Annotated in this window: 11 protein-coding genes and 5 pseudogenes; all 16 read left to right on the plus strand. The window is 36.6% G+C overall.

From position 1 onward, the window contains the following. Nucleotides 1-285: pseudogene (locus AC1DJR_RS09430) on the plus strand (EF-P 5-aminopentanol modification-associated protein YfmF); the annotation flags it as partial. Continuing rightward, nucleotides 286-1,572 (plus strand): EF-P 5-aminopentanol modification-associated protein YfmH, encoded by a 1,287-nt coding sequence (gene yfmH / locus AC1DJR_RS09435; protein ID WP_477002469.1) that lies wholly within the window; start codon nt 286-288, stop codon nt 1,570-1,572. A 117-nt stretch (nt 1,573-1,689) separates the two neighbouring features. Continuing rightward, nucleotides 1,690-2,403, plus strand: a complete 714-nt coding sequence (gene ymfI, locus AC1DJR_RS09440) for an elongation factor P 5-aminopentanone reductase (protein WP_477002470.1) — start codon at nt 1,690-1,692, stop codon at nt 2,401-2,403. Nucleotides 2,404-2,479: 76 nt separating this feature from the next. Continuing rightward, a complete protein-coding gene (locus AC1DJR_RS09445; RefSeq protein ID WP_000114449.1) occupies nt 2,480-2,728 on the plus strand; it encodes a DUF3243 domain-containing protein in 249 nt (82 codons plus the stop codon). A gap of 139 nt (nt 2,729-2,867) precedes the next feature. Beyond that, the gene (locus AC1DJR_RS09450) at nt 2,868-3,653 is read left to right on the plus strand and encodes a DUF3388 domain-containing protein (RefSeq protein WP_000574107.1); all 786 of its coding nucleotides are present in this window, start codon (nt 2,868-2,870) and stop codon (nt 3,651-3,653) included. Between the two features lie 21 nt (nt 3,654-3,674). After that, nucleotides 3,675-4,586, plus strand: coding sequence for a helix-turn-helix domain-containing protein (locus AC1DJR_RS09455; protein WP_113735723.1), 912 nt, complete (start codon nt 3,675-3,677; stop codon nt 4,584-4,586). Nucleotides 4,587-4,649: 63 nt separating this feature from the next. Further along, a pseudogene (gene pgsA, locus AC1DJR_RS09460) lies at nt 4,650-5,183 on the plus strand (CDP-diacylglycerol--glycerol-3-phosphate 3-phosphatidyltransferase); the annotation flags it as partial. Further along, nucleotides 5,167-6,015, plus strand: a pseudogene (locus tag AC1DJR_RS09465) (competence/damage-inducible protein A); the annotation flags it as partial. The pseudogenes pgsA and AC1DJR_RS09465, both read left to right, overlap by 17 nt. 142 nt (nt 6,016-6,157) lie before the next feature. Next, nucleotides 6,158-6,766, plus strand: a pseudogene (gene recA, locus AC1DJR_RS09470) (recombinase RecA); the annotation flags it as partial. A gap of 97 nt (nt 6,767-6,863) precedes the next feature. Beyond that, nucleotides 6,864-7,487: pseudogene (locus AC1DJR_RS09475) on the plus strand (topoisomerase I). A 266-nt stretch (nt 7,488-7,753) separates the two neighbouring features. Further along, entirely contained in the window at nt 7,754-8,179 is a 426-nt protein-coding gene (locus tag AC1DJR_RS09480; RefSeq protein WP_477002471.1) for a recombinase RecA family protein, read from the plus strand. Between the two features lie 483 nt (nt 8,180-8,662). Then, complete coding sequence (gene rny, locus AC1DJR_RS09485) at nt 8,663-10,228, plus strand: ribonuclease Y (RefSeq protein WP_002014600.1); 1,566 nt, start codon at nt 8,663-8,665, stop codon at nt 10,226-10,228. A gap of 179 nt (nt 10,229-10,407) precedes the next feature. Then, on the plus strand, nt 10,408-11,202 hold the full coding sequence (locus AC1DJR_RS09490) for a TIGR00282 family metallophosphoesterase (RefSeq protein ID WP_002014601.1): 795 nt from the start codon (nt 10,408-10,410) through the stop codon (nt 11,200-11,202). 149 nt (nt 11,203-11,351) lie between these two features. After that, on the plus strand, nt 11,352-11,612 hold the full coding sequence (spoVS, locus tag AC1DJR_RS09495; protein WP_000404341.1) for a stage V sporulation protein SpoVS: 261 nt from the start codon (nt 11,352-11,354) through the stop codon (nt 11,610-11,612). A gap of 59 nt (nt 11,613-11,671) precedes the next feature. After that, nucleotides 11,672-12,595: a dipeptidase gene (locus tag AC1DJR_RS09500; RefSeq protein ID WP_002128703.1), complete on the plus strand. Its 924-nt coding sequence runs from the start codon at nt 11,672-11,674 to the stop codon at nt 12,593-12,595. 227 nt (nt 12,596-12,822) lie between these two features. Next, nucleotides 12,823-14,445 (plus strand): 2-oxoacid:acceptor oxidoreductase subunit alpha (locus AC1DJR_RS09505; RefSeq protein WP_477002472.1); only part of this gene is annotated, 1,623 nt, incomplete at its 3' end.

The following is a 14,445-nucleotide window of genomic DNA, read 5'->3' on the forward strand; positions in this document are numbered from 1 at the left end:
GTTGAAATTATTAAAGAACAGATGAAAGCAATGCAAAGCGGTGATTTTTCAGAGGAAGAGATTCAGCAAACGAAAAGTGTAATTCAAAATCAAATCTTAGAGGCAATTGATACACCACGTGGTTTTGTTGAAATGCTTTATCACGGGGTGATTTCAGAGCGTACGCGTCCAGTTGAAGAATGGCTAACGGGCATAGAAAGCGTGACGAAAGAAGAGATTGTGAAAGTTGCTAATAATATTGAACTAGATACAATTTACTTTTTACATGGAACGGAGGGAGAATAAATGGAGAAGATTGTGTATGAGCAATTAAAAGAGACGCTAYATTATGAAAAACTTCCGAATGGATTAGACGTATATATCTTACCGAAACAAGGCTTCAACAAAACATTTGCAACATTTACGACGAAGTACGGTTCTGTTGATAATACATTTGTACCGCTTGGAAAAGAAGACATGACTCGTGTACCAGATGGAATTGCTCATTTCCTTGAGCATAAATTGTTTGAAAAAGAGGACCATGACGCGTTTCAATTGTTTAGTAAACAAGGTGCTTCAGCGAACGCTTTTACATCTTTTACAAGAACCGCTTATCTCTTTTCCTGTACATCAAATGTAGAGAGAAATTTAAATACGTTGTTAGACTTTGTACAAGAACCGTATTTCTCTGAAAAAACGGTTGAAAAAGAAAAAGGTATTATCGGTCAAGAAATTCAAATGTACCAAGATAACCCAGACTGGCGTTTATACTTTGGGTTAATCGATAGTTTGTTTGTGAAACATCMAATTAAAATTGATATTGCAGGGACGATTGAGTCTATTAGTAAGATTACAAAAGACCTACTGTATGAATGTTATGAGACGTTTTACCATCCGAGCAACATGTTATTATTTGTTGTTGGAGCGATTGATCCTGAAAAAACAATGGATTTAGTTCGTGAAAATCAAGCGAAAAAAGATTACGAAAATCAACCAGAAATCGTTCGCTCTTTTGAAGAGGAACCAGAAGAAGTAAATGAAAAGAAAAAGATTATTTCAATGCCTGTTCAAACTCCAAAATGTTTAGTTGGTATTAAGGCAACGAATTTAAAAGAAAAAGGGCAAGCTCTGTTAAAACAAGAAATTGCACTTACATTACTTTTAGATTATTTATTTGGAAAAGGGTCAGTTCATTACGAATCTTTATATAATGAAGGTCTTATTGATGATTCGTTCTCGTATGACTATACAGAAGAAAATAACTTCGGTTTTGCAATGGTTGGTGGAGATACGAAGYACCCTGATGAATTGGCAGAGCGATTAAAAGGTATTTTACTACAAACGAATTATGATCAGTTAGATGAGACTGCGCTGGAACGGGTGAAGAAAAAGAAAATTGGCGGATTTTTACGATCGTTGAATTCACCTGAATATATTGCAAATCAGTTTACACGATATGCGTTTAATGAATCTAGTTTATTTGATGCTCTTACAGTGTTAGAAGGATTAACTGTTCAAGACYTACAACAAGCAGCAAAAACATTATTAATTGAAGAGAAAATGAGTGTCTGCCAAGTGTTACCAAAAAAATGAAGTAATATGTGAATAAAAAACGCAGTATCTATATCCCTCATCTAACGTTTGGTTATTGCCAAATGATAAGATGAGGGTATTATTTATTTATACATAAAAAGATAAGAGAGGGAATTTATGAAAAAGTATGCATTAGTAACTGGAGGAAGCGGAGGGATTGGCTCTGCTATTTCGAAGCAGTTAATCGAGGATGGTTATACAGTCTATATTCATTACAATAAAAGCGAAGAGAAGATAAGGGGGTTACAAAAGGAGTTTGATGCAGTGATTCCTGTGCAAGCAAATTTAGCTTCTATCGATGGAGCAGAGAAATTGTGGGGACAAATCGAACATCCTATTGATGTTATTGTATACGCAGCTGGAAAGAGTAYATTTGGATTAGTAACAGATGTTACGAATGAAGAATTAGATTATATGGTGGAGCTTCAAGTGAAGAGTGTATATAGACTTTTATCGATGGCGCTTCCACCGATGATCGGGCGGAGAAGTGGTAATGTTGTTGTTATTTCATCCATTTGGGGGCAAATAGGAGCGTCTTGTGAGGTGCTGTACTCAATGGTGAAAGGTGCACAAAATTCATATGTGAAGGCTTTAGCGAAAGAAGTTTCTCTAAGTGGATTGCGCGTTAATGCGGTAGCGCCAGGTGCGATCGAAACAGAAATGTTAAATGTATTTTCAGAAGATGATAAAAATGAAATTGCTGAAGATATTCCATTAGGTAGAATAGGACTACCCGAAGAGGTAGCAAAAACAGTCTCCTTCCTCGTTTCGCCAGGAGCTTCTTATATTACGGGGCAAATTATCGGAGTGAATGGCGGTTGGCATTGCTAAAAAATTCTTACATAAAAAACAAGAAATTGTACAAATTAAGCATGATTCTATTACTAAAATAGTGAGGTGCTTAAACATGTCAGTGTTAGATAATTTTGATCAGTGGAAGAGCTTTTTAGGAGAACGTTTAGAACAAGCGGGGGGAAAAGGGCTTGATGGTGGTGCTGTATCAGATATGGCATTTCGTGTTGGTGATTATTTAGCAAATGAAGTAGAAGCGCGCAACGATCAAGAAAAATTATTGTCTGAGCTTTGGAAAGTTGCTGATGAACAAGAGCAACATACAATTGCAAATTTAATGGTGAAGTTTGTACAACATAAGTAAAAGTAGAGAGGAGCTTCTCCTCTCTACTTTTTTTGTATAGTAATTAGGAGGAATAGATTATACATTTAGCTTCCCTATTAAGGTGAAATCATATAATATAGTACGTAGGTGTAAAGTAAGCGTAGGGGAGTGATCTTGGATGATTGAATGGTATTTTGAATATGAAATACATAAAAACCGACCTGGCTTACTTGGTGACGTTTCTTCGTTAATCGGTATGCTTGGCATCAATATTGTCACAATTAATGGTGTAGATAATGCGCGACGTGGACTTTTGCTTATGTGTGATAATCAAGAACAAATCTCTAGACTTGAATCAATTTTAAATACGATGGATAATATAACGGTAACGAAATATCGTCCGCCAAAGCTTAGAGATAAGCTAGCAGTTAGACATGGTAGGTACATACAACGAGATGCAGATGATAAGAAAACATTTCGATTTGTGCGTGATGAATTAGGATTGCTTGTAGACTTTATGGCGGAGATAATGAAAAAAGAAGGTCATAAATTAATTGGGATACGAGGAATGCCTCGTGTCGGAAAAACAGAATCTATTGTTGCCGCAAGTGTTTGTGCAAATAAGAGATGGTTATTCGTATCATCTACTCTCATTAAGCAAACTGTTCGTAGCCAATTGATTGAAGATGAGTATAGCGACGATAATATTTTCATACTAGATGGAATTGTGTCGACAAAGCGTGCAAATGAAAGACACTGGCAGCTCGTTCGTGAAATCATGAGATTGCCTGCAACGAAAGTTGTGGAACATCCGGATGTGTTTGTGAGTCAGTCAGAATACACATTGGATGATTTTGATTATATTATCGAATTGCGTAACGATTATGATGAAGAAATTCAATATAATTTAGTAGATGAAATTGAGCAAGGTACGCAAAACAATTTCTCTATGTTCGACTTTTAAAGAAATATTGAGGTGTTAGTAGTGACGGAATTAGGACAAAAGCTGACAGAAGCAAGAGAAGCGAAAGGCTTATCTATTGATCAGCTGCATGAGATTACAAAAATTCAAAAACGCCATTTAGTAGCGATTGAAGAAGGCAATTATGATGTGTTGCCAGGAGCTTTTTATGCGCGTGCATTCATTAAACAATATGCAGATGCTGTTGGATTAAATGGAGAGGAACTGCTTGTGGAATATCAGAGTACGATACCACAGTCTGAAAAACGTGAAGTTCCACAAGTATCAACTGGACAAAAAACACAAGAAACAATGCAAAAATCTTCATCATGGCCAATTGCGGATCATATGCCCAAAATTTTGATTGCGTTGTTAGTAATCGCATTTGGAGTAGTAGTCTGGTTTGTTATTCAAGCGTTAACTGGAAAAGATGATAGGCAAGTTCCAAATGCTCAAAGTGAGAAAATTGAGGTTCAAAAAGCAAAAAATTCTCCGCTAGATACGAAGAAAGATGAAGCGAAAGCGGAAGAACCAAAGAAAGAAGAACCAAAAAAAGAAGAGCCAAAGAAAGAGGAACAAAAAGGACAGCCAGCTGGTGAGAATGAAATTAAGTTAGTTGGAACCGATAAGATAACATCTACTTTGGAAATTCATAATAATAAAGCGTTAGAATTGGAAATTACAACAAAAGACGCAAGTTATATAGGTATTAAAAATGAGGCAGGAAATGATATCTTTAGCGGTACTTTACAGGCAGGCCAGACCCAAAAATATGATTTATCAACAGCGAAAGAGGTAAACCTTAACATAGGAAGTGCACCGAATGTTGAATTTAAATTGAATGGCCAAGTCGTTACATTCCCATTGAATCCGGAAGAGAATTATCATCAGAAATTCTTGATTAAAAACCAAGGGATAGGGCAAGCTGCGCAATAACAGTCATCGCTTCGATGACTTTTTTCAATGAACAAATGTTTTTGACATGATGGAGGAATAGCTGTGAATTTACCAAATAAAATTACAATATCTAGAATCTTCTTAATTCCAATTTTTATGGTAATTATGTTAGCGCCCTTTGAGTGGGGCTCATTTATAATTGGTGATGTAGAGTTACCAATTCAACATTTAGTAGGGGCACTTATCTTTATTATTGCTTCGGCTACAGATTGGATTGATGGACATTATGCAAGAAAGTATAATCTTGTAACGAATTTAGGGAAATTCCTTGACCCGTTAGCAGATAAATTACTTGTTTCGGCAGCACTTATCACATTGGTAGAAATGCAATATGTACCTGCTTGGATCGTTATTGTAATTATAAGCCGTGAGTTTGCAGTAACAGGTTTACGCCTTGTACTTGCTGGGACAGGGGAAGTAGTTGCAGCAAATCAGCTAGGGAAAATTAAGACATGGACACAAATTATTGCGATTGCAGCATACTTATTACATGATGTACCGTTAAATCTACTTCATATTCCAGTTGCAGATATTTTCATATGGATTGCATTATTCTTTACACGGTATGGCGCCTGGTATGGGATTAAATACGAACGGAAAAGTTTATATTTTATTACCAGGACCACCAAAAGAAATGAAGCCGATGTATATAAGTTATGTAGAGCCTTTTTTATGTAAGTTTACAACGGGGGAAAATATTTATTCTCGTGTTCTTCGTTTTTTTGGTATTGGGGAATCTCAATTAGAGGTGAAAGTTCAAGATTTAATTGATGGACAAACGAACCCAACCATTGCACCACTGGCAAATGATGGCGAAGTGACATTACGTTTAACTGCCAAACATCATGATGCTGATGAGGCGGAGAAACTGATTCAGCATGTGGAAGATTTGATTTTAGAAAGAGTAGGAGAATTTTTCTACGGATATGACCAAGATTTCCTTCATTACAAGGCAATAAGGATATTGAAGGAAAAAGGGTTAACTTTAGCGTGTGCAGAAAGTTTAACAGGTGGTCTTTTTGGAAATCAAGTAACAGAAAATGCTGGTGTTTCGTCTGTATTTAAAGGCGGTGTCATTTGTTATCAAAATGATGTGAAGCAACAAATTTTACATGTACCTGAAGAAGTGTTACGTACTGATGGCGCGGTTAGTAAACAGTGTGCTCGCTATCTTGCTGAAAATGTAAAGGAACTGTTAAAAGCAGATATCGGAATTAGTTTCACTGGGGTGGCAGGACCGGATGCTTCAGAGCATAAAGAACCAGGAACCGTATTTATTGGATTGGTGATTAAAGATGAACCAGCTGTAGTCTTCTCGCTTAATTTAAGTGGAAGTCGTCAACAAATTAGAGAACGCTCTACAAAATATGGATTTTATCATTTATTTAAAAAGCTAGAAGAGATATAAATTTCTTCTAGTTTTTTTTGTTGGAAAACCTAGTTTTATTCGATATAAAATAAAAAAACGAATAAATGTTCGATTTTTGTTGGCAAATTGAATTGAAAATAGGTATAATAAGATTAGCAATTTAGTTAAGGAGGAATTTTGAATGAGCGATCGTCAAGCGGCATTAGATATGGCGTTAAAACAAATAGAGAAGCAATTCGGTAAAGGTTCAATTATGAAATTAGGAGAACAAGCGGAGCGTAGAATTTCTACATTTTCAAGTGGTTCTTTAGCACTTGATGTGGCACTAGGGGTAGGCGGATACCCACGTGGCCGTGTTATTGAAATTTATGGACCTGAAAGTTCAGGTAAAACAACAGTTTCATTACACGCAATCGCGGAAGTACAGCGTCAAGGTGGACAAGCAGCGTTCATTGATGCGGAGCATGCAATGGATCCTGTATATGCACAAAAATTAGGTGTTAACATAGATGAATTACTATTATCACAGCCTGATACAGGGGAGCAAGGACTAGAAATCGCAGAAGCACTTGTACGAAGTGGAGCGGTTGATATTATCGTAATTGACTCTGTGGCAGCTCTTGTACCGAAAGCTGAGATCGAAGGGGACATGGGTGACTCTCACGTTGGTTTACAAGCACGTTTAATGTCACAAGCACTTCGTAAACTTTCAGGTGCAATCAACAAATCAAAAACAATCGCAATCTTTATCAACCAAATTCGTGAAAAAGTTGGGGTTATGTTCGGAAATCAACCACAAGTTGCTTAATCAAAGTAATGTACTTGAATCTTTATTTGTCTTCTTCGACTAAGTCTTTATAAGGAATTTCTTATAAGGAGAGATTAAAGTGGCAGTGACAATTGGAAATAGAACTTATCGAAACATAGAACAATGGCAAGTGGATTTTATTGTGACACATGCGGATAGAAAATTGAGAGATATAGGTCAAGAAATTAATCTTGATGAAAGGCGAGTAGGTGAAATTTTAAAGTTACTTGGAATTAAAAGAACCAGACACAGGAAGATTTACTTGCCTAAAACCGCAGAAGTTGAACAAGAGTTGAAAAATCCATATTTATCACATGTTGAAATTGCCGTTAAGTATGGCGTATCCGATACGTGTGTTGCTAAAAGGAGAAAAGAGCTTAATGTAAAGGTCAGAAAGAAAAATTATGATACTTTACTTGAACAACAAGTTGAATAGATGTTGTTAAGTTTAGATCTGGCATTCATTAAGCAAAAAAGAATCGATAAGTGGTCTATTGATTTCTACTTAGGTAGAAAATATTGTTTAGATGTCCATGGGAAATGGGCACACTCACTCAAAAAAATAAAAGAACGAGATAAAAGAAAACTTTTATTTATGCAAGAGAGCTGCTATAAATATCTCGTTATACATGAAGAAGAGTTAGCAAATAAAGAAAAAGTCGTGCAAAAGATTAAGGAGTTTACTCTGGGTTTCCCTTGCTAGTGATAGCATGTTAAAAAACCTTGTGAACCTTATTGCCTAAGGGTGTAACTATTCATATAGTTGCTAACGGTGAAGCCCACCATTTTATTAGGGTAATACCGTGCCAAGTTCCATAGTTATATGGGGAAGGTGTAGAGACTACCGAAAAGGACTTTTAGTTAACTGAGTAGGGTACGGCAGATGATAGGCTACTGCTGGAAGTGCAAGGCTCTCTGCAAAGAGATGAAGAGATAGTCCGGACTATAGAGATGGAAAATCTATAGATAGTGCCAGAAACAACTCCAGGTGGTCGTGCGTTGAAATTCTATTCAACTGTCCGTCTTGAAGTACGTCGTGCTGAGCAGTTAAAGCAAGGTAACGATATTGTTGGTAATAAAACGAAARTAAAAGTAGTTAAAAATAAAGTAGCACCGCCATTCCGTGTTGCTGAAGTTGATATTATGTACGGAGAAGGTATTTCAAGAGAAGGTGAAATCTTAGATATGGCTTCTGAACTTGATATCGTTCAAAAGAGCGGTGCTTGGTACTCTTATAATGAAGAACGCTTAGGACAAGGTCGTGAAAATTCGAAGCAATTCTTAAAAGAGAATACGGATTTAAGAGAAGAAATTGCCTTCTTTGTTCGTGAACATCACGGAATTGGTGAAAACTCTGGTGTTGAAGACACGGAAGATTCAACTCGTCAAGATTAAAAAATAAAAGACACGGTCCCGTGTCTTTTATTTTTTAATCCACTATGAAAGCGTTATATATAGCTGGAGATAAAATATTTATTCTATCCAAAAGGCTATGTGTAAAGGGGAATATTCATATATTTTAAGTGAATGAATTGGGATTTTCTAAGGTTTTCCAGGATAATATGCTGTCTGTTTTTTAAATCCATATAAGATTCAGGGCTGAAGGTAAAGAAAGTAAAAGTAGACAACGCTTGACAATGAAAATTGCGATAGATACAATGAGAATGTATATTTTTTCTTATATACGATATACTCTTCTCAAGAAGAGAAGTAATATTCGGAGTAAGACTTAAATCTTGCCGAAATAATAATATGACATTTTAATTGTGAAATGAAGAAAGTCCCTTAAAAAAGCGGGACGACGGTCTTTGCTGTACGTTGTAATTCAATGTACATGCCGACAGTCTTTTTTCATTCATAGCAAGGGGAGGTGAAATCATGAGTAGTAGTACAGTTTGGATACTCATCTCCATTTTGCTTGCAACAGTCGGTGCAGTTGTTGGCTTTTTTGTTCGAAAGTCTATTGCTGAAGCGAAGATTAATGGTGCAGCTAATGAAGCAAAACGTATTCTAGACGAAGCGAATCGTGATGCTGAAGCACTTAAGAAAGAAGCGCTTTTAGAAGCAAAGGATGAAATTCATACACTTCGTACAGAAGCTGAATTAGAAATTCGTGACCGTAGAAGCGAATTACAAAAACAAGAAAATCGTTTAATGCAAAAAGAAGAGAACCTTGATCGTAAAGACGAAACGCTCGATAACCGCGAGCGACAGTTAGAAAAGAAAGAGGAATCTCTTGTAGCGAAACAACAACAGATTGAAGAGTTGGAAAGCAAAGTGGGAGAGTTAGTTCAAAAGCAACAAACAGAATTAGAGCGCATTTCCAATCTGACCCGCGAACAAGCGAAAGCAATTATTCTTGGTAAAGTGGAAAGTGAAGTTTCTCATGAAATTGCCGTTATGGTAAAAGAAAGTGAAGTTCGCGCGAAAGAAGAAGCGGATAAGAAGGCAAAAGAGATTTTATCTCTTGCAATGCAAAGATGTGCAGCTGATCATGTTGCTGAAACAACCGTTTCGGTTGTAAATCTTCCAAATGACGAAATGAAGGGACGTATTATCGGACGTGAAGGTCGTAACATTCGTACGTTAGAAACGTTAACAGGTATTGACCTTATTATCGATGATACACCAGAAGCTGTAATTCTATCTGGATTTGACCCGATTCGTCGTGAAACAGCTCGTATCGCTCTTGATAAACTAGTACAGGACGGACGTATTCACCCAGCGCGTATTGAAGAGATGGTCGAAAAATCAAGACGTGAAGTGGACGAGTATATTCGTGAAGTCGGAGAGCAAACAACGTTTGAAGTGGGTGTTCATGGCTTACATCCAGATTTAATTAAAATTTTAGGTCGTTTAAAATACCGTACAAGTTACGGACAAAACGTCTTAAAACACTCTATGGAAGTTGCATACTTAACTGGACTTATGGCAGCGGAGCTTGGTGAGGATGAAAAACTAGCAAGACGTGCTGGTCTATTACATGATATCGGAAAAGCAATTGATCATGAAGTAGAAGGTAGCCACGTTGAAATTGGTGTTGAACTCGCAACGAAATATAAAGAGCATCCTGTTGTAATAAACAGTATTGCATCTCACCATGGTGACACAGAACCAACTTCTATCATTGCAGTTCTAGTTGCTGCAGCAGATGCATTATCAGCTGCAAGACCGGGAGCTCGTAGTGAAACGCTTGAGAATTACATTCGTCGTCTTGAAAAGTTAGAAGAAATTTCAGAGTCTTATGAAGGCGTAGAAAAATCTTTCGCAATTCAAGCAGGACGTGAAGTTCGTATTCTGGTAAAACCAGATACAATTGATGATTTAGAAGCTCATCGTTTAGCTCGTGATATTCGAAAACGTATTGAAAATGAACTGGATTATCCAGGGCATATTAAAGTAACTGTTATTCGTGAAACACGTGCAGTGGAATACGCAAAATAAAGTGGTGAAACACCACTTTATTTTTTTGTGTTGGAATTGGGTAAAATAAAGAAAATTATTTATGAGCAGTATGCAAGTGAAAGAAACTTATAATAGATAAATTGTAACTGTTGTAAGGAAATAGCTTTAAGGTTATAGTATGGTAATAAAAAATGTAGTACATAGAAAGGGTAAGACATATGAGAATATTATTTGTTGGGGATGTAGTAGGATCTCCTGGTAGAGACATGATTCAACAGTACGTACCGGCATTAAAGAAGAAATATACACCGACAGTAACAATTATTAATGGAGAAAATGCTGCRGGTGGACGTGGAATTACRGAAAAAATATATCGAAACTTTTTAGAGTGCGGGGCACAAGCGGTTACGCTTGGAAACCACGCTTGGGATAACCGTGAAGTATTTGAATTTATCGATGATGCAAAATATCTTGCAAGACCAGCTAACTTCCCRGAAGGAACGCCRGGWAAAGGGCTTATCTTTGTAAATTGTAATGGAACAGAAGTTGCAGTTATTAACTTACAAGGACGTACTTTCCTTCCTCCAATTGATTGTCCATTCCGTAAAGTGGATGAGTTAATCAGTATTGCAAAAAAACGTACAAACATTATCTTTGTTGATTTTCATGCTGAAACAACAAGTGAGAAGCAGGCGTTAGGTTGGTATGTAGACGGTCGTGCTACAGCGGTAGTAGGTACACATACACAYGTTCCTACAGCTGATAATCGTATTTTACCAAGCGGAACAGCTTATATTACAGATGTTGGTATGACAGGCCCATATGATGGGATTTTAGGTATGGATCGCGAAGCGGTATTGAAGAAGTTTTTAACGAACTTACCAGTGCGTTTTGAAGTGACGAATGGTAGAACACAATTAAGTGCAGTGTTAATTGATGTGGATCCTAATACAGGGAAAGCAAAGAAAATTGAGCGCATTTTAATTAATGATGACCAGCCATTTTTTGACTGATTTTTAACKAAAAGTTAGAGAATTCGTTATATTTTAATTTTTTAGAAAAATTACAGAAATTTAGCAGGAATACGTGCCATTCCTCGTGAATATAAGTTAAAGTGAAATAATTGCTATTACTTTTTATAGAAACGAGGAGGAAACGCGGAATGGAAATATTAAAAGTTAAAGCAACGTCGGTCCCTAATTCTGTAGCTGGTGCACTTGCAGGTGTTATTCGCGAACGCGGAACAGCAGAAATTCAAGCTATTGGTGCAGGTGCATTGAACCAAGCGGTAAAGGCAGTAGCAATTGCAAGAGGATTTGTAGCGCCTAGCGGTTTGGACTTGATTTGTATCCCAGCGTTTACAGATATTATGATTGATGGTGAAGAGCGTACAGCGATAAAATTAATTGTAGAACCTCGTTAAGTTGAAACAACCTGTTTGCATGTATGCAAACAGGTTGTTTTTGTAATGGAGGAATGAAAATGAAAATTTTTGATGCACATTGCGATGTACTCTTTCAGTTATGGAGTGCAAAGGGAAAAAAAGACTTTCAAAACGATTCACAATTACATATTACATTTGAACAATTAATGAAAAGAAAAGGAAGTATACAATGCTTTGCTATATATATACCAGAAACAGTAGCGTATGAAAAGCGTTTTGAAGTTGCGCTGCAAATGATAGATATTTTTCATAATGAAATTCTATCGCTACCAGGAATGAAGTTTATTCAGACAAAAAACGATATTAACATGCTAAAACAGGACGAGATTGGAGCATTATTAACATTAGAAGGATGCGAAGCAATTGGAAAAGAAGCGATGAAATTACGTTTGTTTTATCGCTTAGGTGTACGTTCCTTTGGATTGACATGGAACTATGCCAATCTGTTAGCTGATGGAGCGCTAGAGGCACGTGGAGCAGGTTTAACTACATTTGGTAGACAAGTTGTACAAGAACTTAATACGTTACATTTATGGACCGATGTGTCTCACTTAAATGAAAGAAGCTTTTGGGATGTTATTGAAATTGCTAAAAACCCAATTGCATCTCATTCAAACTGTTATCAACTTTGTGGGCATCCACGCAATTTAACCGATGAACAAATAAGAGCCCTTATAAAGAAAAATAGCATTATTGGTATTACTTTCGTACCGCAGTTTTTAACGAATGAAAGACAAGCGAATATAGCAGATATATTAAGGCATGTGGAATATATTTGTTCATTAGGTGGAGAAAAAAATATAGGATTCGGTTCTGATTTTGATGGGATTTTAGAAACTGTTGTAGGTGTAGAAGTATATAGGGATTATGAAAATATAATTAATCAACTGTGTAAAAAGTATAATGAATCAACTGTAGAGCGATTTTTGTATAAAAATTTTGTTGACTGTATAACGTTCTAAAAAATATGTTTTAAAGATTCAGAAAAATTAAAATGAATTCACTTGAATTTATTGATTTTTTTAAGACCTAATACTAGAATGGTAAACGAAATAGCATTATACTAAAGATTCAGGGAAAACAGAAGAGGCATAATTTGCGTCCATTGTAGTTTATTTGCATAAAAAATGCTAAACTAATACTGTAAAAAAATACACTACAATGAATGCAGCCAAAAGGGGTGTAGGAGATGATTAGTCAACTTTCATGGAAAGTTGGAGGCCAACAAGGTGAAGGAATTGAAAGTACAGGGGAAATCTTCTGTATTGCATTAAACCGATTAGGATATTACCTATACGGTTACCGCCACTTCTCATCACGTATTAAAGGCGGCCATACAAATAATAAAATTCGTGTAAGTACAACAGAAGTACGCGCGATCTCAGATGATTTAGATATTTTAATTGCTTTTGATCAAGAAACAATTGATTTTAACTTCCACGAACTACGTCCGGGCGGAATTGTAGTTGCGGATGCGAAATTTAATCCGACAATACCTGATAATGCAGATGTAAATCTATATGTGATACCGTTTACAGATATCGCTTCAGAATTAGGCACATCTTTAATGAAAAATATGGTTGCTGTTGGGGCATCTAGTGCGGTATTAGGATTAGACGAAACAGCTTATTTAGAGGTTGTTGAAGAAATCTTTGGTCGTAAAGGAGAGCAAGTCGTTCAAAAGAATATGGAAGCAATTAAACGCGGCTCTCAATACATGAAAGAATTGCTTGGTGAGAAAGTAAACATGATGCAACTTGAAAAAGCTGACGGTAAGAAACGCATGTTTATGATTGGAAACGACGCAATCGCATTTGGTGCGGTAACTGGTGGCGCTCGCTTTATGTCTGCATATCCAATCACACCTGCATCTGAAATTATGGAATATTTAATTAAAAAGTTACCGAAAGTCGGCGGAACAGTAATCCAAACTGAGGATGAAATCGCAGCTTGTACAATGGCGATTGGTGCAAACTACGCTGGTGTTCGTACATTAACAGCATCTGCTGGTCCTGGTCTTTCTTTAATGATGGAAGCAATTGGTTTAGCAGGTATTACTGAAACACCGCTAGTTATCATTGATACACAACGCGGTGGTCCAAGTACGGGCTTACCAACAAAACAAGAGCAGTCTGACTTAATGGCTATGATTTACGGAACACATGGTGAAATTCCAAAAATCGTAATGGCGCCAAGTACAGTTGAAGAAGCTTTCTATGATATTGTAGAAGCATTTAACTTAGCAGAAGAATATCAAGTGCCTGTTATTTTCTTAACAGATTTACAGCTTTCTTTAGGAAAGCAAACAGTAGAACCACTTAAGTTAGATAAAGTGGAAATTCGTCGTGGTAAGCTTGATTTAGAAGTAGAATTACCAGAACGTGAAAATAAAGCATACTTCAAGCGTTATGAAGTAACAGAAGATGGRATTTCACCACGTGTTTTACCTGGTATGAAAAATGGTATTCACCATGTTACAGGTGTAGAACATGATGAAACGGGTAAACCATCTGAATCAGCGTTAAATCGTAAAAATCAAATGGACAAACGTTTCCGTAAAATGGCGAATTTACAGTTTAATACCCCTATTTACAAAAATGCTAAGCATGATGACGCAGACGTATTGTTAGTAGGCTTTAACTCAACTCGTGGTGCGATCGAAGAGGCAATGCAGCGTTTAGAACAAGAAGGAATGAAAGTAAACCATGCCCATGTACGTTTAATTCATCCGTTCCCAACAGCTGAAATCGATCCACTTGTGAAAAAAGCGAAGCGTGTTGTAGTAGTAGAAAACAATGCAACTGGTCAGCTT

This window comes from Bacillus sp. 05T31, assembly GCF_056396725.1.

Bases quoted from the DNA above. Each gene is read 5' to 3' on its own strand.
- AC1DJR_RS09445 (WP_000114449.1), top strand. From the start codon at position 2,480: ATGTCAGTGTTAGATAATTTTGATCAGTGGAAGAGCTTTTTAGGAGAA.
- AC1DJR_RS09450 (WP_000574107.1), top strand. From the start codon at position 2,868: ATGATTGAATGGTATTTTGAATATGAAATACATAAAAACCGACCTGGC.
- rny (WP_002014600.1), top strand. From the start codon at position 8,663: ATGAGTAGTAGTACAGTTTGGATACTCATCTCCATTTTGCTTGCAACA.
- spoVS (WP_000404341.1), top strand. From the start codon at position 11,352: ATGGAAATATTAAAAGTTAAAGCAACGTCGGTCCCTAATTCTGTAGCT.
- AC1DJR_RS09500 (WP_002128703.1), top strand. From the start codon at position 11,672: ATGAAAATTTTTGATGCACATTGCGATGTACTCTTTCAGTTATGGAGT.